The sequence below is a fragment of the Rhizobium sp. KNZ2-6A genome (assembly GCF_056755475.1).
This window is the reverse complement of the sequence record NZ_JBNDIC010000005.1, coordinates 174,087-195,581: the sequence shown is the minus strand read 5'-3', so window position 1 is coordinate 195,581 and position 21,495 is coordinate 174,087. Positions and strand designations below refer to the sequence as shown.

Below are 21,495 nucleotides of genomic sequence, written 5' to 3'. Positions count from 1 at the left end.
ATCACCAATTCGATTCCGAAATCTGCGTGCGCGTATCTCAAAGCCGCACTTTTGCTGGGAACATGCCTCGTTTCGCCGGAAGCGGCCAGAGCAGCGTGCAGCAACTTTACTCCGACGAGCGGTCAAACCGCCAGCTGCGACTCGACCTCGCCAAACCTGGTCACCACGGGAATTTATGGAGCGGCTGGAAGTTCCAATGTGACGATTGACATTCTCGGCGGAGCGATCGTGAATATCGTTCGCACGCCGGCCGCCAATGCCGGAGCCCGCGTCGTCGATTCCAGCACCGTCGTCAACGATGGCAGCATTTCGCTGACCGGTTCCGGCAGCAGCGGCCTCAATCGTGGTGCGGCCATGGTCGGCACCGGCAGCAATAACACGCTTACCAACAACGGCTCGATCAGCACCACCGGCCAATATAATGACGGCATGGCTGCCGACGGCAGCGGCAATACCCTGATCAACAACGGCTCGATCACGACGACGGGACCGAATGCCTATGGCATGACGGCAAGCTGGGGTCAGAGCGGCGGCGGCTCGCCGAACAACACCATCGTCAACAACGGTTCGGTCGCCACCAGCGGCAGCAACGCGCGCGCGGTATCGATCCTCGGCGCAAACGGCAGGGTCACCAATACGGGTACTCTGACCACGAGCGGAAACAGTTCGCCTACGGTCTATATTCAAGGCGGCAATGGCAGCCTGATCAACAGCGGCACTATTCATGCGAGCGGCGGCGCGGCCTCGGGTGGGCTCCCGTCGGATGGCGTCTTTTCCAATACGCTCGGCTCGACCTTCAACGCAACGATCGTCAATCTTACCGGCGGCCAGATCATCAGCGACCAAGGTCCGGCCATCCGCACGCTCAACGGGCAAACCAGCATCACCAATGCGGGCCTGCTCAGCGGCGGCAACGGCTTTGCCATCAGCGGCGGTAACGGCAACATCGACCTGACCCTTCAAACCGGTTCCAGGATGATAGGAACCGCTAATGGCGGCGGCGGCAACAACAAGGTCACGCTTCAGGGACACGGCGTGATCGACAACGCCTTCACCAATTTCCAGACGCTCTACATGACCGGAACGGATTGGATCTGGGCCGGCACCGGGGATTTCCACGACAGCTTCATCCAGAGCGGCACGTTTCAGTTGCAGAACGACCTGACCGGCAATGTGACGGTCTCGCCGGGTGCCAGCCTTCTTGCCGGCGGCGGCTTCAATCCTTCTATCACGTCCTATCCCGGCGGCCCCGCCATAACGGTCACCAATTCGGGCACCATCGATCTGACCAAGGGCGGATCTCAGACGACAAACAGCCTCACCATCGTCGGAAACTATGTCGGCTCGGGCGGCACGCTCGTCCTCGATACCGTGCTCGGCGACGACACCTCGGCCTCCGACAGGCTGGTGATCGATGGCGGGACGGCATCCGGCTCGACAGCCATCACCGTCAACAATTTCGGCGGCAGCGGCGCGGCCACCATGCTCAACGGCATCAATGTCGTCGAGGCCACGAACGGTGCGACCGCCAGCAGCGGTGCCTTTTACCTGAACGGAAGGGTCGCGGCGGGCGCCTACGATTACTACCTCTTCAAGGGCGGCGTGACCGCCGGCACGAGCAACAACTGGTACCTGCGCTCGGCCTATGTCGCGCCGGTGCCGACAGCGAGCGATCCCGACCCGGAAGCACCCATTTTGGCCGCGCCACCGACGGGCGGAACCTCGGGGATCCAGCCGCCGTTCGCGACACCAGACGATCCGACGCCGGAGCCGCCAAATCCGGGCGCGACACCGATCTCCCCCGCCATCACCAGCATCGGCGGTGTCGAAGTCGCGGTCATTCCCTTGATCCGGCCGGAAGTCGCGACCTATACCGCCGTTCCGCCGGCAGCACAGATTGCAACGCTTACCACGCTCGGGACGTTTCATGAGCGCCGTGGCGAGCAGAGCCTCGTCACATCGGGCGATACGGCTTCGGCGGCCTGGGGGCGCGTCTTCGGAGAACATGTCGAACAGGGATGGTCGGGCTCGGTGTCGCCGTCGATCGACGGCTCGCTCTGGGGCCTGCAAACCGGCGTGGACATCCTTCGCCATGAGAGCAGCGGCGGCCATCGCGACATTGCCGGCCTGTTCTTCGGCTATGCCGATCTCAGAGCCGATGTCACCGGCCAGGCGGTCGGCTGGAACAACGTCAAGACCGGCAAGTTCAATCTCGATGCGACGAGCCTTGCCGCCTACTGGACGCATATCGGCCCTTCCGGATGGTATCTCGACGGGGTGCTGATGGGCACCTGGTTCAGCGGCGACGCCAATTCGATCGGTGGCACCGGGATCGACATTGGAGGAAGCGGGATTACCGCCTCGCTGGAAGGCGGCTACCCGATTGCCATCGGCGGAAACTGGTCCGTCGAGCCGCAGGCGCAGCTGATCTGGCAGGATATCTCGCTCGACGACAAGCGCGATGCCTTTTCAACGGTTTCGTTCGGCGGCGACTCGAGCTGGACCGGGCGGGTCGGCGCGCGCCTGCAGGGCAATTTTCAAACGTCGGGCGGTCTGCTTCAACCCTATCTGAAGACCAATATCTGGCACAATTTCGACACCACGGATACGGTGCGTTTCGGTGCGGACTCGATGAATACCTCACTCAAGGGCACGTCAGTGGAGCTTGGTGGCGGCGTGGTCTACGCCTTCAATACGTCGCTGAGCGCCTATGCGACGGCCGATTACCGGTTCGACGTCAGCGGTGAGCATCAACGTGTTTTCCAGGGCAATATCGGACTGCGCTTGAGATGGTAGATCAAATCGCCGGCTGAGCGGCTGCCAAAATTCCGGCAGTCGCCTGATTCAGCAGTCGGACGGGCGACCGTGTAGTGCCTTCGTTCCGTCAGCGTCTTCCAAACGCCTTGTCTCAGTCCCCTGCCCGAATGCGCAGGTACCAAGGCTGCACCTCGCGCTTCCTCGACAATTCCGGCGAATACGGTAGCTGATCACATATCGGCAGCAACGACGATGCCCCTCGGGCGACACAATTGAAATCATTCAGCAAAAATCCCGTCGCACACGTGGCGTAGAATTCCTGCGCAGCCCGCGAATCGTCGCGGCTATGAAGCTAAATTATTGAAGTTAAACGATAAATATTTTTGGGATCACGATAGCCTCATGAAGACGCGCCGCCCTGAACATGGTTGACAGGTGCGCCTGGGACGCGATAGCCGATAGCATGGAGAGTTGAATGAGCATTTTGCCGAACGTCTTTTCTTCGCGCTCCCCCGCCCGAAGAGCACCAGCCGCGATCAGTCAATCATCCGATGAATTTCGGTGGGTGACCTGGATCCTTGCGATATATTTCGCAGTCCAGGCCGTCGTGCGGATTTCTCTTTCGAGTTCGGTGCGAATAGACGAAGCGCAGCAATTCGTGGTCAACCAGTGGCTGGCCTGGGGGTATGACGCGCAGCCGCCGCTCTACAATTGGCTTCAATACGGCGTGTTTGACCTCTTCGGCACAAGCGTCGCATCGCTTGCCGTTTTGAAGAACATCCTGCTTTTCCTCGTCTATTTCGCCTATCACAAACTGGCGCGACTTCTTTTGGAGGACAAGCGCCTGGCCGCGGTCGCGACACTATCGCTTCTGACGATCCCCCAGATGTTCTGGCAGGCGCAGCGAGATCTGACGCACACCGTCGGTACGCTTCTCGCAGTGATCGCTTTCATCTATTTCGTCGTGAAGACCATTCGCAAGCCGACATTCACCTCCTACGCCATGATGGGTTTGTGGGCAGGGATTGGAATGCTCACGAAGTATAATTTCGTGCTGATCATCGCGAGCGTCTTTGCAGCGGTCGTTTTTCATCCGCAAGGGCGCTCAAGGCTGCTGGACAAGCGCTTTGTCATGACGTTGGCTCTGGCCATTCTCGTGTTCCTGCCGCATGCGGTATGGATGCTGTCGAATATGGACCTGGTCGTCACGTCCACCGTCGCAACCATGTCGGAACAGGGGCAAGGGGGAAAGCTTTCCGATATCGGCCATGGCGTTGTCGAACTGATCAAGACCAGCATCGTCATCATCGCTCCCACCTTTGTGACCTTCCTGATCGTCTTTCGCCGGTCGTTTCTGCAGTCGCTTCGGTTTAAAAGCGAATGGGTCAATTTCTTTGAGAAAATATTCCTGAGCACGGCGGCCATATTGTTCGCCCTGATCCTGATCACGACGCTCACAGAATTTCGCGACCGCTGGCTTCTGCCCTTTCTGTTCCTGATGCCGCTCTACTTCTGTCTGAAGCTTGAGGCCGCCGGCGTACAAAACCCGTCCGATATAAAGAGAGCCTTCTATCTGCCTTTCGGCCTGATGATCGCCCTCCCCCTCATCCTGACGGCAGGCACTGTCTTCCCGAAGCTGTTCGATTCATATCAGCATCTGAATACGCCCTACGGCGCGTTTCTGAGCAAGGCGATCGCCGCGGAAGGCAAGCGACCGGTGGCGGTGGTGACGACAGCATGGCTCAAGGCGGGAAACATCCGTGCCAATATGCCGGATACGGCCGTAATATCCACGGCATATCCCGCATCCGATCTTGATCGCCAGGCTTTGGGAAACGGGCCGATCCTGCTGGTCTGGAATGAGCGTGACGGACACGCTTCGTCCATGCCCGACGAACTCAAGCGGTGGCTGACGGCGAAATTCGGCAGCTCGGTGACCTTGCCAGCCCAGAACGATGCCGCCATGCCCTATTACTACGGGAAAGATCCGGATCGGTTCCATTTCGGCTATGCGTGGTTCTATCCGGCGGCCGGATAGGGGAACGCGCCCGGCCCGTTTCCGGGACAGGCGCCTGGAATACATAATTCTTCATGATTGCCGATAACCTCTTCGGTGCCGGCATCGCCGATCGCATCGCGGAGACGACGATGCGTTAGGGCAGGTTTTCGTCCCTCCATCAGAATAGCTTCCAATGTTCGCCCTCCCCAGAACAGACCGCGGATGACGTCATGCGGATGCCCATGGCAATTTCTCCCAGCCGATCGACGCCTGTCGCCAGCCACCCATCGGTGCGACGCCATTCCGCCAATTTGAATGCAGCCGCCAAATACGACGTTCGGCAATCATCGCTGACGGATCGCTTGCTCGATACTGGCAGGTTCCGATTTCTCGCAGCTGAAGGCCGAATCGAGGACAAAAATCAGTATAGTTTGTAATATAGACTTACTATATGGTCGATTTTTGAAGGAAATAACATACATCTCGCATGTTTATTTAGTATATCCCGTTAGCATGCTTATGATTGGCTCGTCTATATTGCTGGATTCTGATGTATTTTTGCATCTATGACGCTTTTATGTCTGGAACTACAGAAAAATGCGAAACTATTGTATTCCGATGCCGGCGTGGCCTCGCTAGTTTGCGTGCGCGGACATCCTGTGACGTCCCGCAAGAGGGAACAGCCGGATAGATGGAACGTAGCGGGTAGTCACCGACATTGTTCTGATCCGGCAAAGCGATTGGAGAAAAAATGAATATCAAGAGCCTTCTTCTCGGCTCCGCTGCTGCACTCGTAGCAGTTTCCGGTGCTCACGCAGCAGACGCTATCGTAGCTGCCGAGCCGGAGCCCCTGGAATACGTTCGCATCTGCGATGCTTTCGGCGCTGGCTACTTCTTCATCCCGGGCACGGAAACCTGCCTCAAGATCGGCGGCAAGGTTCGTACCGAAGGCAAGTGGTACGACGCCTACAGCCCGGACTCGCATTACGGCACGCTGTGGCACACCCGCGCCGAGCTGCAGCTGCAGACGGCAACCGACACTGAATATGGCCCGCTGAAGACCAACACCGAAATTCGTTGGGATTGGCAGGAAAATAATCCGACCAAGACGAACCTGCTGCACGCCAGCATCAGCCTCGGCGGCTTCACCGTCGGTAAGGAAGACTCGCAGTTCAACGTCTTCACCGGCTATGCCGGCGACGTCATCAACGACGACGTGATCGGTGATGGCCCGTACGAACTGAACCAGATCACCTACAACTACGACGCCGGCAACGGCTTCACGGCTGTGATCTCGCTCGAAGACTCCAACTCGGGTTCGGGCGCAACCGGTTCTAACGGCGAAGACAGCTCCGACCACTACGCTCCTGACGTTGTCGCAGGTGTTGGCTACAAGGCCGGCGCATGGGGCTTCAAGCTCGTTGGTGGTTATGACTCGATCGTCGAAGAGGGCGCTGTCAAGGCTCGTGTCGACGCTGACTTCGGTGTATTCTCGGCCTTCTTGATGGGCGGCTGGAACACCGACAGCGACAAGCTCAACAAGTATGCGAATGGCGACTCGATCGGCCAGAGCTGGGGCGATTGGGCTGTTTGGGGCGGCGTTGGCGTTCCGATCAACGAAAAGCTGAAGTGGAACCTCCAGCTCGCCTACACCGACAACAAGACCTTCGCTGCTACGACGAACGTCAAGTGGAACCCGGTCAAGAACCTCCTGGTTCAGCCGGAAATCTCCTACACCAACTGGGACTCCATCAATGAGGACCAGTGGGCTGGTATCCTGCGCTTCCAGCGCAGCTTCTAAGCCTATCCAGATCTAATCTGATCTGAAATAGACCTCCGATCAGAATGGGAAGAAGGTCCGGTTTCCCTCCGGACCTTCTTTTTTGCATTCTAAAAATCATGATATCCGCGGCTGTCTCTTCGAAAGCCGGCGGTTTTCCGTCCGTAGTTGCGAGACAACAAAGAGATGGAGCGGTTCAGGGATTCTGAGAAAACTGAAGCGCTCCAGGCGCGCGGGGCGCGCTCAAAAAGGCAGCGGCATGGCCGCAAATTGATGCTTTCCACCGCCACCAACCTTGCCGTATCCGTTGAGCAACGAGACGCTGGCGAGAGGATATGGCCATGGCGAAGCCCTTCTATTGGAATGAACTCAACACATATGATTTCGCCGATCTCTCGGCCGACACCACGATCGCCATCCTGCCGATCGCCTCGACGGAGCAGCACGGCCCGCATCTGCCGATCGCAACCGATGTTGCGATCGCGACAGGCATGCTGGCGGAACTGAAGGTCCAGCGCCCCGACGATCTCGATTTCCTCGTGCTGCCAATGCAGGAAATCGGCAAGGCCAACGAACATATCTACGGTCCCGGCACACTTTCACTTAGCGCGGAGCTGCTGATCCCGGTGTGGACGGCAATCGGCGCAAAGGTCGCCGAGGCCGGCATCCGCAAGATGGTCATCGTCAACTCCCATGGTGGCAATCTCGACATTATGGGCATCGTCGCGCGCGAACTGCGCGTGCGTCATCAGATGGCCGTCGTCGCCACGCAATGGACCCGCTTCGGCACACCCGACGGCATGATCGACGAACATGAACAGCGCTTCGGCATCCATGGCGGCGATGTCGAAACTTCGCTCATGCTGCATTTCCGGCCCGAGCTCGTGCGGATGGACAAGGCTGAGAATTTCGCCTCCAGGGCGGAATGGATGAAGGAACATTCCAAATATCTGCAGCCGCTGCCGCCCCATTCGCTCGCCTGGATCGCCCACGATCTCAATCCGAATGGCGTCGTCGGCAATGCCGCGGCCGGCACGGCGGAAAAGGGCGCGCTTATCTGCCGACACCAGATCGCGGGCTTCATCGAGATGCTGCGCGACCTGCGCGATTACCCGCTCTCCAACCTCTACTCGAAATAGGCGTCCGAGCGGCGACGCTCGGAGGGTAGCATGATATGCCCCTTCGCCTGCAGCTCCTCGACCATCCCCGCAAGCTCGGCAAGCAGATATTCGACGAAGAGGCTGGTGGCGGCGTCAAGCGGCGCCCGCGTGCGGGCGACGAGCTTCATCGGCTGATGCCGCGAATGCGGCTCGGCGATCGGCCGGAAGACCAGCTCTCCCCGGCGGCACTCCGTCAGCACATCGAGTGGGTTGAGCAATGTCAGCCCTGCCCCGCATTTTACCAGCTGTTTCAGCATTTCCGACGCATTGCTCTCCAGCACCGGCTCGACCTGCACGGAAAGACGCGAAAGCATGAGATTGATGACCTCTCGCAGGCTCGTCCCGGGCTGCGCAAGCAATAGCCGCTCCTCCACGACATCGGCGAGATTGATGGGCCCTGGCCCAATCAGAGGATGGCCGGACGGCAGGACGACGCCGATCGGGATGTCGAAATTGGCAAGGGAGCGAATGCCTGGTGCAGCCGGAATGTTGAAACCAAGCCCGAGATCCACTTCTCCGGAAACGACAGGAGCCATCGTCGTCGATCCGGCATCGTTGCGCAGCTGGACGAAGACCCTGGGATGCTCGGAAAGAAAACGCGCGATGATCTCGGGCAGCGGACCTGACGCCAAACCCACGGTGGCGACGATCCTGACCTTGCCGGCCTGCTGCATCTTGAGACTGCGAATGCGCCCCTCCAGTCGCTCGTAATTCTTCAATACCTCGCGGATATGCTCGATGCAGAGCTCGCCCGCCGCTGTCAGCCGCAAGCCACGCGGCAGACGCTCGAAGAGCGGCGCTCCCATTTCCTCCTCCAGCGCCAGTATCTGCCGGTTGATCGCCGATGACGCCACGTTGAGCCGCGCCGCCGCCTTGCGGATCGAGCCGCAGCGGGCAATTTCGTTGATGTAGAGAAGCCGTCTCGAGTGCAGCATGTGCGTTCCCATTGCTTAATTTTTGCCCAGGCCGCACAATTTAGGCACAGGCCCAGGGAGAGATGCCGAAAAGGCATCAATGCGCACGAATTTTGATGCTTTTCAAAGCGCAAAGCAACCGCTCAAATGCGGGAAATGGGCTTCAACAATGACGTCCCATGGCAGATAAGGGGAACAGTCAGCCATGTTTAATGCATTGAAGACAAAAGCATTTTTTGCCTCCATGGGTCTGGCCGCCGCAATCGTCGCGGCGGAACCCGCAAACGCGCTCGACAAAGTCACCTACGGCACCAACTGGCTTGCCCAGGCCGAGCATGGCGGCTTCTATCAGGCCATCGCCGACGGCACCTACAAAAAATATGGCCTTGACGTCACCATCGTTCAGGGTGGCCCCAATGCCGCCAATTCGGCCTTGCTGATTTCCGGCAAGCTCGATTTCTACATGGGTGGCCCGCAGCAGGAGATCGATGCGGTCAAGCAGGGGATTCCGATCGTCGATGTCGCGGCGATCTTCCAGAAGGATCCGCAGGTGCTGATCGCCCATCCGGATGCCGGCGTGGAGAAGTTCGAGGATCTCGCCAAGCTGCCGACGCTGTTCCTCAGCAAGGACGGCTACATTACCTATTTCGAGTGGATGAAGGCGAACTTCCCCGGCTTCAAGGACGAACAGTTCAAGCCCTACAATTTCAGCCCGGCGCCCTTTCTCGCCGACAAGCAGTCGGCGCAGCAGGGATATGTGACCTCGGAACCCTATGAGATCGAGAAGCAGGCTGGCTGGAAGCCGAAAGTCTTCCTGATCGCCGATGCCGGCTATTCGCCCTATTCGACGATGATCACCACGCAGAAGGCGCTGGTCGACAAGAACCCCGATCTCGTGCAACGCTTCGTCAGTGCCTCGATCGAGGGTTGGTACAACTATCTCTACGGCGACAACAAGGCGGCCAACGAGCTGATCAAGAAGGACAATCCCGATATGACGGATGGCCAGATCGCCTATTCCATCACCAAGATGAAGGAATATGGCATCGTGGAATCCGGCGCCGCCCTCGATAAGGGCATCGGCTGCATCACCGAGGCGCACTACAAGAAGTTCTTCGACGAGATGGTGCAGATCAAGCTCTTCGATGCCGATATCGACTACAAAAAGGCATTCGACACGCAGTTCGCCTGCAAGGGCGTCGGCATGTCGCTGAAGAAGTGAACCCTGGCACCTCCCCCTTGAGGGGGGAGGTGCCGCAAAGCGGCGGGTGGGGGTGACATTCTCGGACTTCCAAGGATCACCCCGCCCCGGAGCTTCGCTCCGACCCTCCCCCTGAAGGGGAGGGTGTATCAACAAAGAGCCGAGCCATGCCAGTGTCTGAAGCCACCAAGTTCACCCAAACCGAGACACGCAAGCGGCCGCTCGTCGTCATGGAGCAGGTCTCCAAGATTTTTTCCAATGGCACGCTGGCGCTATCAGGCATGTCGCTCCATGTGGAGAGCGGCGAGTTCATCAGTCTGCTCGGCCCTTCCGGCTGCGGCAAGTCGACGGCCCTGCGCATCATTGCCGGCCTCGGCGGCGCTTCCAGCGGCAGGATCGATTGGCCGAGTTCGCGCATCAACACCAAAGGCCTGCCGGAGGGCGATATCGGCTTTGTCTTCCAGGAGCCGACGCTGCTTCCCTGGAAAACGGTATTCGGCAACGTTCACCTACCCTTGAGGCTGAGGGGAATTTCGAAGGCTGCCGCGCACGAACAGATCATGGAAACATTGGCCACGGTCGGCCTGCAGGACTTTGCCGATGCCTATCCGCGGGAGCTGTCCGGTGGCATGAAGATGCGGGTTTCGATCGCCCGCGCACTGGTGACGAAACCGAAACTGCTTTTGATGGACGAGCCCTTTGCCGCGCTCGACGAAATCACCCGGCAGAAGCTTAACGACGACGTGCTGCGCCTCTGGCAGACCACAGGCATCACCGTCATCTTCGTCACCCATTCCGTCTATGAATCCGCCTATCTCTCCAATCGCATCGTCGTCATGAAGGCGCGGCCGGGCCGCGTCCATACCGACTTCCCCTTGCAAACCAGTGGCGAACGCGATCCGCTCTATCGCTCATCGGAAGAATACCGGCAGGTGTGCGAAAAAGTATCCCGCTCCCTGATCGAGGCCATCGGCTGGCCGGAGGCCCATTAATGAGCGACAGCACAAGCCTATCAGCCACTCTTTCCGCTGACGCAGTCGATGCGCCAGCTGCCGCCACCGTCGGACAGCGCAATCTCGAACGCGCGCTCGGCGTCTTCGTGCCGATCCTGACCGTCCTCGTGCTGCTTATCCTCTGGCAGCTTCTGGTCGTCGGCACCGGCATTCCGCAATATATCCTGCCAAGCCCGATCGCCGTCGCCAAAGCGCTCGTTTCGGACTGGGGCATTCTCTGGCCGGCTCTGTGGGTGACGACGCAGATCACCTTCATATCCCTTGTCCTCGCGCTGATCGGCGGCGTCGGCTTCGCCATCTTCCTTGTGCAGTCCCGCTGGATCGAGCTCGCCTTCTATCCGCTTGCCGTCATCCTGCAGGTGACGCCGATCGTCGCGATCGCGCCGCTGATCCTGATCTATGCGCCGACACGCGAGGCGGCGCTTCTGATCTGCGGCTTCCTCGTCGCCTTCTTTCCGATCCTGTCCAACATGGTGCAGGGATTGAAGAGCGTCGACCACAATCTCCTTAATCTCTTCGACCTTTATGGCGCCTCGCGCTGGCAGGCATTGCTGCATCTGAAGCTGCCGGCCGCCCAACCCTATTTCATGACGGGGCTCAGGATCGGTGGCGGCCTGTCGCTGATCGCATCGGTCGTCGCCGAATTCGCCGCCGGCTCCGGCGGTCCCAACTCCGGCCTGGCTTTCCGGCTGCTCGAAGCGCAATACCGCCAGAACATGCCGCGCCTCTTTGCAGCACTCTTGCTTCTGTCGGCGCTCGGCGTTGCGATCTTCGCCTTCACCTCCTTCATCTCATGGCTGAGCCTCCATCGTTGGCATGAGAGCAGCCTCAAGCGGGAGAACTGATGTCCCACGCCTTCATGTCGCCGCCGAACGCTGCCCGCTTCGTGCTCAGCAATGCCACCGTTCCAGCCGTGACGCTGTCCGGCTTTCAGGCACCTTCCAGCGAGGGTCTCGTAAAGGCCGACATCGTCGTTGCCGACGGCCTCGTCAACGATATCCGCGCGCCCGGCACGGCGCCGGTCGAATATGCCAAGGTCGACATGAAAGACGGCATGGTCTGGCCGACTTTCGCCGACATGCACACCCATCTCGACAAGGGCCACATATGGGAGCGCCGCTCCAACCCGGACGGCAGCTTCATGGGCGCGCTCGATGCCGTCCGTACCGACCGCGAGGCCAACTGGTCGGCCGACGACGTGCGCAGGCGCATGGAATTTTCGCTGCGCTCGGCTCACGCCCATGGTACCGGCCTGATCCGCACCCATCTGGATTCACTGGCGCCGCAGCACCGCATTTCCTTCGAGGTTTTCACCTCGGTCCGCGAGGCCTGGAAAGACAAGATCGTTCTGCAGGCTGTCGCCCTCTTCCCACTAGATAGTATGGTGGACGATGCCTTCTTCAAGGATCTGCTCGGCGTCGTGCGTGATGCAGGCGGCCTGATGGGCGGCGTCACGCAGATGAACCCGGACATCGACGCGCAGCTCGATAAGCTGATCCGTGCCGCCGCAGACAACGGCCTCGACATCGATCTGCACGTCGACGAAACCGAAGACCGAGAAGTGCTGACGCTGAAGGCGATTGCCGAAGCTGTGCTTCGCAACGGTTTCACGGGCAAGGTAACGGCCGGCCATTGCTGCTCGCTCGCCCAGCAGGACGAGGATGTCGCCCGCGCCACCATCGATCTCGTCGCCAAGGCCGGGATCTCCATCGTCTCGCTGCCGATGTGCAACATGTATCTGCAGGACCGCCATGCCGGCCGCACGCCACGCTGGCGCGGCGTCACGCTTCTGCACGAGCTTGCCGCTGCCGGTGTTCCCACGGCCGTCTCCTCCGACAATACCCGCGATCCCTTCTATGCCTATGGCGATCTCGATCCGGTCGAAGTCTTCCGCGAGGCCGTGCGCATCCTGCATCTCGACCATCCTCTCGATACAGCTGCAAGGGTCATCACCACCTCTCCATCAGCCATTCTCGGCCGCCCGGATATCGGGCGGATAGCGGTGGGCAGCCCGGCCGATCTCGTGCTTTTCAGCGCCCGGCGCTGGAGCGAATTCCTTTCCCGTCCGCAGTCCGATCGCGTCGTCCTTCGCAAGGGCAAGGTGATCGATCGCAGCCTGCCGGATTATCGTGAACTGGACAGCGTCATTGGAGCCTGACATGCCGGATTACCAGCGCATCAAGAAAGAACTCGAAGGTATCGCCGTCGAAGACAATCCGGCGCTCGTGCGCCAGAAGAGCCGGGATTTCTACTGGTATTCGCCGATCCTCAAAGCCCAGCTCGATAATGTCACCGCCGATCTCGTCGTCACGCCGAAGAACGAAGAAGAAGTGATCCGCACTTTGAAGGTCGCCTATGCCCATGACGTACCCGTCACGCCGCGCGGCGCCGGCACCGGCAATTACGGCCAGGCCATGCCGCTCTCCGGCGGCATCGTGCTCAATCTCGCCGCCATGAACAAGATCAAGGAAATCCATCCCGGCCGCGTTATCTGCGAACCCGGCATCGTCATTGCCGAGCTCGACCGCCAGACCAAGGCCCATTCCGGCCAGGAATTACGCTTCCACCCCTCGACAGCGCAGATGGCAACGATCGGCGGCTTCATCGCCGGCGGCTCCGGCGGTGTCGGTTCCATCACCTGGGGCGGCCTGCGCGATCTCGGCAATATCCTGCGCCTGCGCGTCGTGACGATGGAGGCCGAGCCTCGCGTTCTCGACCTCACCGGCTGGGACCTGACCAAAGTCAGCCATGCCTACGGCACCAACGGCATCATCACCGAGATCGAAATGCCGCTGGCGCCGGCCTATGACTGGGTCGACGTGCTGGTGGGCTACGACGATTTCATGGATGCCGTGCGCTTCTCCGACGCCCTTGCCAAATGCAACGGCATTCTCGTCAAGGAGATTGCTCCCATCGCAGCACCCATTCCGCATGAATACTTCACCCGCCACAAGCCTTACATTCGTCAGGGACAATCGATCGTGGCGCTGATGATCGCGCCGCATTCGATGGACCCCTTCGTTGCCTTTGCCATGCAGCAGAAGGGCGAAATCACCTTCCGCTCGGATAAGGTGGAAAGCATGAAGGGCATCCCGCATGCCTATGAGCTCGCCTGGAACCACACGACACTGCGCGCCATCAAGGTCGATCCGTCGATCACCTATCTGCAGGTGCAGTATCCGGGTCCGGACCATGTCGCCAAGGTCCGGAAGATGGTGGAAATCTTCGGCGACGAGGTACCCGGCCATCTCGAATTCATCAAGTTCGACGGGCAGATCCAATGCTCGGGCCTGCCGCTGGTGCGTTATACGTCAGCGGCGCGGCTTGAGGAGATCATCAAGATCCATCAGGACCATGGCTGCCCGATCTTCAATCCGCATCGCTATACGCTGGAAGAAGGCGGCATGAAGCAGACGGATGCCGTGCAGCTTGCCTTCAAGAAGGAAACAGATCCGAAGGGCCTGCTCAACCCTGGCAAGATGATCGCCTGGGACGATCCGAATTTCGACTTCAAATCCGGCAAGAACTATCTCTTCCCCGGCCTTGCGGCTTTGATGGAGGCCTCATGAAGGTTCTCGTCCTTCATTCGCATCCGGTCGAGGAAAGCTATGGCGCAGCACTGCACCGGCAAACCATCGACAGCCTGAAGAGCGCCGGCCACGAGGTCGACGATTGCAATCTTTATGCCGAGGGTTTCGATCCCGTGCTGTCGCGCCAAGACCGCGTGATCTACCACGATTATCCCGACAATACCGAAGCGGTGAAATCCTATGTCGACCGGCTCGCGCGTACCGAGGCCCTGGTGATCGTCACGCCGGTCTGGAACTTCGGCTTCCCGGCCATCCTCAAGGGCTATTTCGACCGGGTCTGGCTTCCCGGCGTCTCCTTCGAACTCGTCGACGGCAAGGTACGCTCAAAGCTGCAGCACATCCGCAAGCTCGGCGCGGTGCTGACCTATGGCGCCGACCCATTCCGCGCCTTCATTGCCGGCAATCCGCCAAAGAAGATTGTCAAGCGCGTGCTGCGCGCACAGATCAAGCCCTTTGCCCCGGTCGTTTTCCTTGCCCACTATGACATGAACCGCTCGACCGACGAGACGCGAGGGCTTTTCCTTGACAAGGTGAAGCGGGAAATGGCGCGCTTTTGAGATTGAGATGCGCTTGTTACAGTCGGTTTCTGAGCATATCCGCGGTGACGTTCCGGCCGCGCCGGAAAACACCCAAAATCGTCACCTGATCGTCTTCGACGACGAAAGCAATCGACGCGGTGCGGCGGTAGCCGACAATACGCAGCCCGGCACCGGCCCGTCGCGAATGGTCCCGCGCTCCGCAAATGTTGCAAACCACTCAATAAGCTCATAGATGCCGCCGACATAGTTGCCGGCGATCACTGGCCCGGCATTGGCAGCTATGTCGTCAAAAATCTCATCAAGCTCGACCTCGGCAAGCTTATGCAGCCTGATGCGATAATCCATCCACTACTTGGCTTTCGCCAGCGCGTCGCGATGCTTGCGTTCGAAGCGGGCCTGTGCTTCCTCGAACGGAACCGCTTTGGACGGATCACGCTTTAGCTCAGCGTAGCGGCCGGGAATTTCGTTGTGAATCCAGCGCTCAAGTCCATCTTCGAATTCCTCCAGCATGCGCAAGCCGGCATGAATGACCTCGTTACGATCGTGATAACGACCAGATTCAAGTTGGCGCCGGATGAATTGCTCGTCGTGATCGGTTAAGGCTTGGCGGTTGCGCATTGTGGTCTCCTTGCCCTGATTATGGGGGCGCAACCGGATTTCCGCGATGGCTCTGCCGCACCGGCAACCCATTAGGAGCTTGAAGAGCGCTGGCCACGAGGTCGATGATCGCAATTTCTACGCCAGCGCATATGATGCCTGCTCCGCCCGCAGATGCTCGAGCATCCGCGCGATCCCCTCCTCCAGGCTGATCGAGGGGGTTAGCCCGTAGGAGCGCTGCAGGGCCGTGTCGCCGCAGCGGTAGAAGACACCTTCCGGATGGCTCGATCGCCCGATGACGGCAGGTTGCCAGCCGATCTGACGGCTGATGGTCTCGGCCAATTCGATGAAGGAGGTGGCGGTGCCGGTCGATAGATTGAGGCATGCGCCGTCCGGCAGCAATTCCCGCGTCTGCCAGATGAATTCGATGCAGTCGGAAATATGGATGAAGTCGCGGCACTGACGGCCTGAGCCCCAAACGAAGACTTCCGCCGCGCCTTTTTCCGCCAGCAACCGGCGACAGATCGCCGGGAAAGGATAGGCGAGATCCTGATCTTCGCCATAGCCGCTGAACGGTCTGTAGGCGATGGCGCGTCGGCCATAGCGCTCGACATAGAGTTTCATTAGATATTCGCCAGTGAGTTTCGCCCATCCGTAGCTGAGATCGGGCACGCCGACGACGGCGTCGAAATTGATCATGTCCTCCGCCAGCAGCCGATGATTGTCGACGGTCTGCAACGAGACCGGATAGGCAGCACTGGAGCTGAAAAATATTACCGAACCCGGCTTGGCCCGCGATGCCCACTGCCATAGTTCCGCATCGACCGACAGATCCTCGGCGACATCGAGCGCCCGCGTTTCAAGCGTCACGCGGCCGCCGACCAGGGCCGCCAGATGGAAGACATAGTCAAAATGCTCCGGCGTACGCGTGAAGAACGTGCGGCAGTCTTCCTCGCAAAAGCTGAAGCGGGGACGCGCAAAGCGCTGCCACAGATCAGGATGAAGCGCCCCTGTTCCCGCAACCAGTGAATCGACGCAGACGACATCCAATCCCTCCGCGAGAAGCCGCTGGATCAGATGTCGACCAACGAAGCCGCAACCGCCTGTCACCAAAGCGCGCATTATTGTTCCCCCCAACCTAATGTTCCGAAAAGCTGCCCCGCCCCATATAAATATCCACCATACGGCGTCCCCATTCCGCCCTGCTCGGCGCGATATGCTGGCCGAGGGCCGATGCCCCCTCGCTCAGCCGCCGCATCAGCCGGTCGTCATCGGTCTGCGCCAATTTCTCCGCCAGCGACGCCGCATCGCCGCTCGTGAAAACCAGGCCCGCGCCATGTTTCTCGACCTCTTCCGCGATCAGCGCGTTGCTGCTGACGATGACCGGAATGCCGGACATCAATGCCTCGGCCGCGACCAGGCCATATGGCTCCGGCATGCGCGACGGCATGACGAAAACACGCGCTTCGCCAGCGATCCTCGCGACCTCCTCGTCGCTCAGCCAGCCGGGCACGAAACAATGCGGCAGAGCGCGCTGCATTTCCTCAAGCAAAGGTCCCCGCCCGATGAGTGCCGCGGTTCTGCCCGTCTGGTTGAGGGCATCCGCCAGCGTTCGCACCCCTTTTTCCCAGCACATGCGGCCGAGAAAAACAGTGCGGTGGTTGCGCCAGGCTTCCACCGGCGTCCGCGTCAACGGCTCCGTCGGCGTGCGCAATGTCGTGAAGTGCTGCAAGGGGCCGGTGCGCAGATGTGCCTCCATGTTTTCATGGGCGAGCACAATGCCGACGCGGCCCCAGAACTCCTCGCCCACGCCCTGCTGCGTCAAGGTGCGGCGGAAACGCCAGAGCTTGTGAAAATAATTGCGCTTGTCGCAATTGGTCGTGAGGCACGCGGCAGACAGCGGTTTGAGGTCGCAAACGTCGCCGCTGTGAAAATTGATGAGCCCCCCGTTCGGACAGTTCAGGAAGAAATCATGCGCCGTGACGATGACTTTGACCTCATGCTTGGCAAGCGCATAAAAGATCGACGGCGACAGGATCTGGGACCAGCCGTGCACATGGACGACGGTCTCCTCATCTGATTCCCGGAGCAAGCCCTCCATTGCCTCATGGGCGCGCCGATTGTAGTTTTTCGCGAGGATATCGCCGAATGCCGGGCCTTCCCGAAGGGGCCGTTCGCCAAGTGCAACTGTGCGGATGCCGGCGAAGCGCGGCTTGAGGCCTTCGCCGTCATCGCCGACCAGTATGGCGCAGGTCAGACCCGCATCCCGGCTTGCTTCAAGACATTGCAACGCCACCTTGGTGGCGCCGCCGCGAACTGTCGAGACATCATTGACAAGGATGAGACGCATGAGATCGGCAACTCGTCCGCTTGTGTTATCCGGGTTGAACGAAGAAACCGCCCTTTCACGTTCACGCCCGCTACATAAAGCGCCCTATTACAACGACTTTTCAATTCATCCATTCGCACGAAGGGCATCCCGCTTTTAGATTGAATCCACAGGATTTCATCGTTTGAAAGGACAGGGATCCCGCCAGCGCGAGCTTACCATTGCGCTCGGTTCTGCTGAGCTGTTCGCGCTTGCGAGAAGATAGCGGGATCAGATGATGTCGGTTTTGCGCAATCCCTCGATGGCGGCGCGCATGCGCCACAATATTCGTCGCCAGTTCCTAGTGGACACTGGGCATTTTCACGACTGCGGCGAAATCCTCCGCCACCAGTTCACTGATAGCGATCAGAACCTCCTCGGCCGTGAAGCCGGCGGCGATCGTGTCGTTTATCAAATCCTGCAGATCGGGCTCGATGACGTCACGGCAATCTTCGAGCCGCTCATCAGAGACCGTGATATTGTTCAGTTCTTCCATCTCTCGCCCTCTTCAAAAGATATTCGGCGGCGGGTTCAATGTGCCGGCCGCCATTCCGTGACTATCGAGCCGACGCCCGGCGCTTCGCAGCCGGCAGAAGTCCCTCGCGTTGCAGCTTCTTGCGCGCAGCCTTGCGCTGCCGGGCGACCGCCTGCGCTTTTTCGCGAACCCGGCGCTCGGAAGGTTTTTCGTAAGCGCGGCGATCCCTCATCTCCCGAAAGAGGCCTTCCCGCTGCATCTTCCGCTTCAGGGCGCGCATGGCCTGTTCGACATTGTTGTCTCTGACGATGACCTGCATCTTCTTCTCCTTGTCGTCGTTGTTGAATTCAGCCGAGCTGATCGGCAATGATGGCCTGAAGCTCCTGCTTCGTGAGAAGGCAGGGATATGGCTTCCAGTTTTTATCCGGCCGGTTGATGGCTTCGCCGCGTTCGCGCGGCTTTACCGCCGCCGGCACGGCGGCAGTGTTTTGCATGTTCAATCGAATTCCTTGGCCGCTCGAGGCGGCGAAATGGCTCGGCAGCGCTTGACGCGCAATTATTGACGTCCTTGAAACGTCTGCCGCAGCCGCGTGTGAAATTTGGGTGATGGCCAGAAGATAGGAAGCAAGCGGACGTATTGCAAGGCACGGCGCAATACCGCTACAAAGCGGAGGTAAGAAACATGACCCGGCATATATGGATTGCCGTCTGTGCCGTATAACACTATCTTTCAGCCAGGCACATTTACAACAAAGGAGGTTGCCTATGTCATCGCGGGACGCCTGATCCAGCAATATCGAAACTTCTGCCTTTCCAAAGGCATCGACTTCACACGCATAGAATCCGTACGGCCGCACGATAATACCACGCTCTTCTGCAGCGCTGGGATGCAGCAGTACAAACAGCTCTTCTCCGAACCCTCCCACATTGGAACCGTCGCCAACGTCCAGGCTTGCCTGAGAATGGGCGATCTCGACGAAATCGGGGATGGAACGCATTTCCTTCATTTCACGATGCTCGGTCTTTTCTCCTTCCGAGAAATGACCGTCGGCGACGCCATCGATTTCTGGATCGAGTTTCTCGGCTCGATTGGCCTGGTGCCGGACTATGTCACGATCCATCCGGACCGCTTGGAGGAATGGTCGCCGCTTTATCGAGACCGCATCCCCATCGTACCGGATGCCGAGTGCGTCTGGAGCGACGGCAGCATCAGCGGATACTGCACCGAGTTCTACAAGAACGGCATTGAGATCGGGAATATCGTCAATCCGCTCGAGACCTGCATCGACGTCGGTTTCGGCGCCGAACGGCTCGACATGATCTTGAATGGCACGCCACCGGCCGATGCCTTTGGCACGCTAAGCGATACCGTCATGAAAATCGTCGAGAGCGGCTACCGGCCAGGAAACAAGGAGCAGGGATATGTGTTGCGAAAACTCCTTCGCCGTATCCATGTGATGGGCGGAACGCTGGACCACCCCTATTTCAAGCAGGAAGTCGAGCGCCAGGAGCGATTGCGTTCCAAATATCTGCGTCTTCGCGACAAATATGCCGAGATGAGCCCGGAATGGTGGTTCGACACGCATGGGATCGACCTTTCAGACATGCCGGCAAGGAGGCCGGGCTAGTCTGACCGGTTATGGGGCGGCGAAGGATTTCATCACCGCCCCAGCGCTTCTCTCAGCACGCCCACTGACCAGACGCATGCGTAGCCGCCATCCGGCGGAAATGGCCGAAGGAAAAACCGCCAGCTCGCCGATTCATTTCAGCGTGCCTATATTGCCATCAGTGGTTGCTTTGCGATAGACCGGCTCTATCTCACCCGTGTTCAGATTCTCCGGAGCATCCAAAATGCGTCTTGAACCGCAGCAGCGAATTTATGTCTGCTTTTTCCTTTTTGCGGTATCGATGGGCGCATTGCTGTCGCGCCTTCCCGACCTCCAGGACGCCTTGCAGATCAACAAATCGGAACTCGGTTTGACACTGATCGGCGCGGCCATCGGCGCATTGATATCGCTGACGTTTGCATCACCGATCGTGGCGCGCCTTGGCGCGCGCAAGACCGCGTTCGTTACCGTGCTCGGAACATCGGCGTTGCTGGCGCTCGTGCCATGGATGGGCGCGGCCCCCCTGGTCTTCGCCGTGCTGTTTTGCGAAGGCCTGCTGGCGGGCGCTCTCGAAATCAATCTCAACGTCGAAATCGATCGCATCGAGGCGCAGCTCGGCCGGGGCGTGATGAACCGGGCGCATGGCTTTTGGAGCCTCGGCTTTTTCGTCACCGCTCTGATATCCTCGGCGGTCCGGCAGGCAGGCGTTCCGATGCAGCTGCATCTTGCCCTGACATTCGCCTTTGTCCTCATCGTTGGCTCCATCACGATCGCCGGCATGCGGAATGCACCGGCGCGCGCGACGCATGACCATGCGGACGCAGGCCATGTCGCGCTTCCGACGCTCGGCCTGCTGCCTCTGTGCGTGATCGGGATCGCGGCATTCCTGGTCGAGGGCGCCGGCATCGACTGGTCGGCAATCTACATGCGCGACGTCTTTCACGCCGAGCCGTTCATCGGGGGTCTCGGCCTGACGCTGTTCACTTTCTTCATGGCGCTGGCGAGATTGTTTGCGGATCCGTTTGTCGATCGCTACGGCTCCAAGGCCGTTGCGCTCTTCCTGCTGCTTCTGTCGACCGCCGGGCTTTGCGCCGTTTGGCTCGCTCCCTATCCCAATGTGGCTCTCGTCGGATTTGCCTTCATGGGCGCCGGCTGCAGCGCGGTCTATCCGCTTGCGGTTTCAGCCGCCGCACAGCGCACCGACCGCCCGGCGCATGTCAATGTTGCCGCTCTCGGGCAAATGTCTTTCGTCGTGTTCTTCCTGGCCCCGCCGCTGCTTGGATTCGTTGCCGAACATGCGGGCATTCGCACAGCCTATCTCGTGTGCATCCCCGTCATCCTTGCGGCCTTGATGGGTATCGGGTCGCTCTCGGCGCGTCGCAACGCCTTTGCGACCACTTAAAATTCGCGGATCAAATCAAGCAGCGGGCTTCACAGGTTCGACCTGCGAAGCCCGCTGCCTGTGAGGGGATACGCTATACAGTTTCCCCTCTCC

Annotated in this window: 19 protein-coding genes; 12 read left to right on the top strand and 7 right to left on the bottom strand. The window is 59.6% G+C overall.

Features of this window, described 5'->3' with window-relative positions; translation table 11 throughout:
* The first annotated feature begins 198 nt into the window (after positions 1 to 198).
* The 4 genes from ACPYOP_RS06085 (at position 199) to ACPYOP_RS06070 (ending at position 7,675) form a co-directional block, all read left to right on the top strand.
* Positions 199 to 2,796 (top strand): autotransporter family protein, encoded by a 2,598-nt coding sequence (locus ACPYOP_RS06085; RefSeq protein ID WP_481409494.1) that lies wholly within the window; start codon positions 199 to 201, stop codon positions 2,794 to 2,796.
* Positions 2,797 to 3,232: 436 nt separating this feature from the next.
* Positions 3,233 to 4,795, top strand: coding sequence for a glycosyltransferase family 39 protein (locus ACPYOP_RS06080; protein WP_481409493.1), 1,563 nt, complete (start codon positions 3,233 to 3,235; stop codon positions 4,793 to 4,795).
* A gap of 712 nt (positions 4,796 to 5,507) precedes the next feature.
* The gene (locus ACPYOP_RS06075; RefSeq protein ID WP_481409492.1) at positions 5,508 to 6,557 is read left to right on the top strand and encodes a porin; all 1,050 of its coding nucleotides are present in this window, start codon (positions 5,508 to 5,510) and stop codon (positions 6,555 to 6,557) included.
* A 320-nt stretch (positions 6,558 to 6,877) separates the two neighbouring features.
* Positions 6,878 to 7,675, top strand: coding sequence for a creatininase family protein (locus tag ACPYOP_RS06070; RefSeq protein ID WP_481409491.1), 798 nt, complete (start codon positions 6,878 to 6,880; stop codon positions 7,673 to 7,675).
* Here ACPYOP_RS06070 and ACPYOP_RS06065 read toward each other — a convergent pair.
* Positions 7,663 to 8,631, bottom strand: a complete 969-nt coding sequence (locus ACPYOP_RS06065; protein WP_481409490.1) for a LysR family transcriptional regulator — start codon at positions 8,629 to 8,631, stop codon at positions 7,663 to 7,665. The genes ACPYOP_RS06070 and ACPYOP_RS06065 overlap by 13 nt on opposite strands.
* Before the next feature lie 184 nt (positions 8,632 to 8,815).
* On the opposite strand from ACPYOP_RS06065, the gene ACPYOP_RS06060 reads away from it, so the two are divergent.
* From ACPYOP_RS06060 to ACPYOP_RS06035, 6 genes are all read left to right on the top strand, one after another.
* Positions 8,816 to 9,832 (top strand): ABC transporter substrate-binding protein, encoded by a 1,017-nt coding sequence (locus ACPYOP_RS06060; RefSeq protein ID WP_481409489.1) that lies wholly within the window; start codon positions 8,816 to 8,818, stop codon positions 9,830 to 9,832.
* A gap of 146 nt (positions 9,833 to 9,978) precedes the next feature.
* Positions 9,979 to 10,803 carry an ABC transporter ATP-binding protein gene (locus tag ACPYOP_RS06055; RefSeq protein WP_481409488.1) on the top strand — a complete coding sequence of 275 codons (825 nt, stop codon included), beginning with the start codon at positions 9,979 to 9,981 and terminating at the stop codon, positions 10,801 to 10,803.
* A complete protein-coding gene (locus ACPYOP_RS06050) occupies positions 10,803 to 11,669 on the top strand; it encodes an ABC transporter permease (protein ID WP_481409487.1) in 867 nt (288 codons plus the stop codon). Before ACPYOP_RS06055 ends, ACPYOP_RS06050 begins: the two co-directional genes overlap by 1 nt.
* Positions 11,669 to 12,982 carry a cytosine deaminase gene (locus tag ACPYOP_RS06045; protein ID WP_481409486.1) on the top strand — a complete coding sequence of 438 codons (1,314 nt, stop codon included), beginning with the start codon at positions 11,669 to 11,671 and terminating at the stop codon, positions 12,980 to 12,982. The genes ACPYOP_RS06050 and ACPYOP_RS06045 overlap by 1 nt, the downstream gene beginning before the upstream one ends.
* A 1-nt stretch (position 12,983) precedes the next feature.
* Positions 12,984 to 14,393: an FAD-binding oxidoreductase gene (locus ACPYOP_RS06040; protein ID WP_481409485.1), complete on the top strand. Its 1,410-nt coding sequence runs from the start codon at positions 12,984 to 12,986 to the stop codon at positions 14,391 to 14,393.
* Positions 14,390 to 14,971 (top strand): NAD(P)H-dependent oxidoreductase, encoded by a 582-nt coding sequence (locus ACPYOP_RS06035; protein WP_481409484.1) that lies wholly within the window; start codon positions 14,390 to 14,392, stop codon positions 14,969 to 14,971. Before ACPYOP_RS06040 ends, ACPYOP_RS06035 begins: the two co-directional genes overlap by 4 nt.
* 81 nt (positions 14,972 to 15,052) lie before the next feature.
* Here ACPYOP_RS06035 and ACPYOP_RS06030 read toward each other — a convergent pair whose 3' ends face one another.
* From ACPYOP_RS06030 to rpsU, 6 genes are all read right to left on the bottom strand, one after another.
* Complete coding sequence (locus tag ACPYOP_RS06030) at positions 15,053 to 15,298, bottom strand: type II toxin-antitoxin system RelE/ParE family toxin (RefSeq protein ID WP_481409483.1); 246 nt, start codon at positions 15,296 to 15,298, stop codon at positions 15,053 to 15,055.
* Positions 15,299 to 15,301: 3 nt separating this feature from the next.
* Positions 15,302 to 15,571, bottom strand: a complete 270-nt coding sequence (locus ACPYOP_RS06025; RefSeq protein ID WP_481409482.1) for a type II toxin-antitoxin system ParD family antitoxin — start codon at positions 15,569 to 15,571, stop codon at positions 15,302 to 15,304.
* A gap of 117 nt (positions 15,572 to 15,688) precedes the next feature.
* Complete coding sequence (locus tag ACPYOP_RS06020) at positions 15,689 to 16,672, bottom strand: NAD-dependent epimerase/dehydratase family protein (protein WP_481409481.1); 984 nt, start codon at positions 16,670 to 16,672, stop codon at positions 15,689 to 15,691.
* A gap of 16 nt (positions 16,673 to 16,688) precedes the next feature.
* Entirely contained in the window at positions 16,689 to 17,900 is a 1,212-nt protein-coding gene (locus ACPYOP_RS06015) for a glycosyltransferase family 4 protein (RefSeq protein WP_481409480.1), read from the bottom strand.
* A 319-nt stretch (positions 17,901 to 18,219) separates the two neighbouring features.
* Positions 18,220 to 18,414, bottom strand: a complete 195-nt coding sequence (locus ACPYOP_RS06010) for a hypothetical protein (RefSeq protein ID WP_481409479.1) — start codon at positions 18,412 to 18,414, stop codon at positions 18,220 to 18,222.
* Between the two features lie 61 nt (positions 18,415 to 18,475).
* Positions 18,476 to 18,712: a 30S ribosomal protein S21 gene (gene rpsU, locus ACPYOP_RS06005; protein WP_481409507.1), complete on the bottom strand. Its 237-nt coding sequence runs from the start codon at positions 18,710 to 18,712 to the stop codon at positions 18,476 to 18,478.
* Positions 18,713 to 19,118: 406 nt separating this feature from the next.
* Here rpsU and ACPYOP_RS06000 point away from each other — a divergent pair, with 406 nt between their 5' ends.
* Both ACPYOP_RS06000 and ACPYOP_RS05995 read left to right on the top strand, forming a co-directional pair.
* On the top strand, positions 19,119 to 20,021 hold the full coding sequence (locus ACPYOP_RS06000; RefSeq protein ID WP_481409506.1) for an alanine--tRNA ligase-related protein: 903 nt from the start codon (positions 19,119 to 19,121) through the stop codon (positions 20,019 to 20,021).
* 223 nt (positions 20,022 to 20,244) lie between these two features.
* Positions 20,245 to 21,402: an MFS transporter gene (locus ACPYOP_RS05995; RefSeq protein ID WP_481409478.1), complete on the top strand. Its 1,158-nt coding sequence runs from the start codon at positions 20,245 to 20,247 to the stop codon at positions 21,400 to 21,402.
* The last annotated feature ends 93 nt before the right edge of the window (positions 21,403 to 21,495 follow it).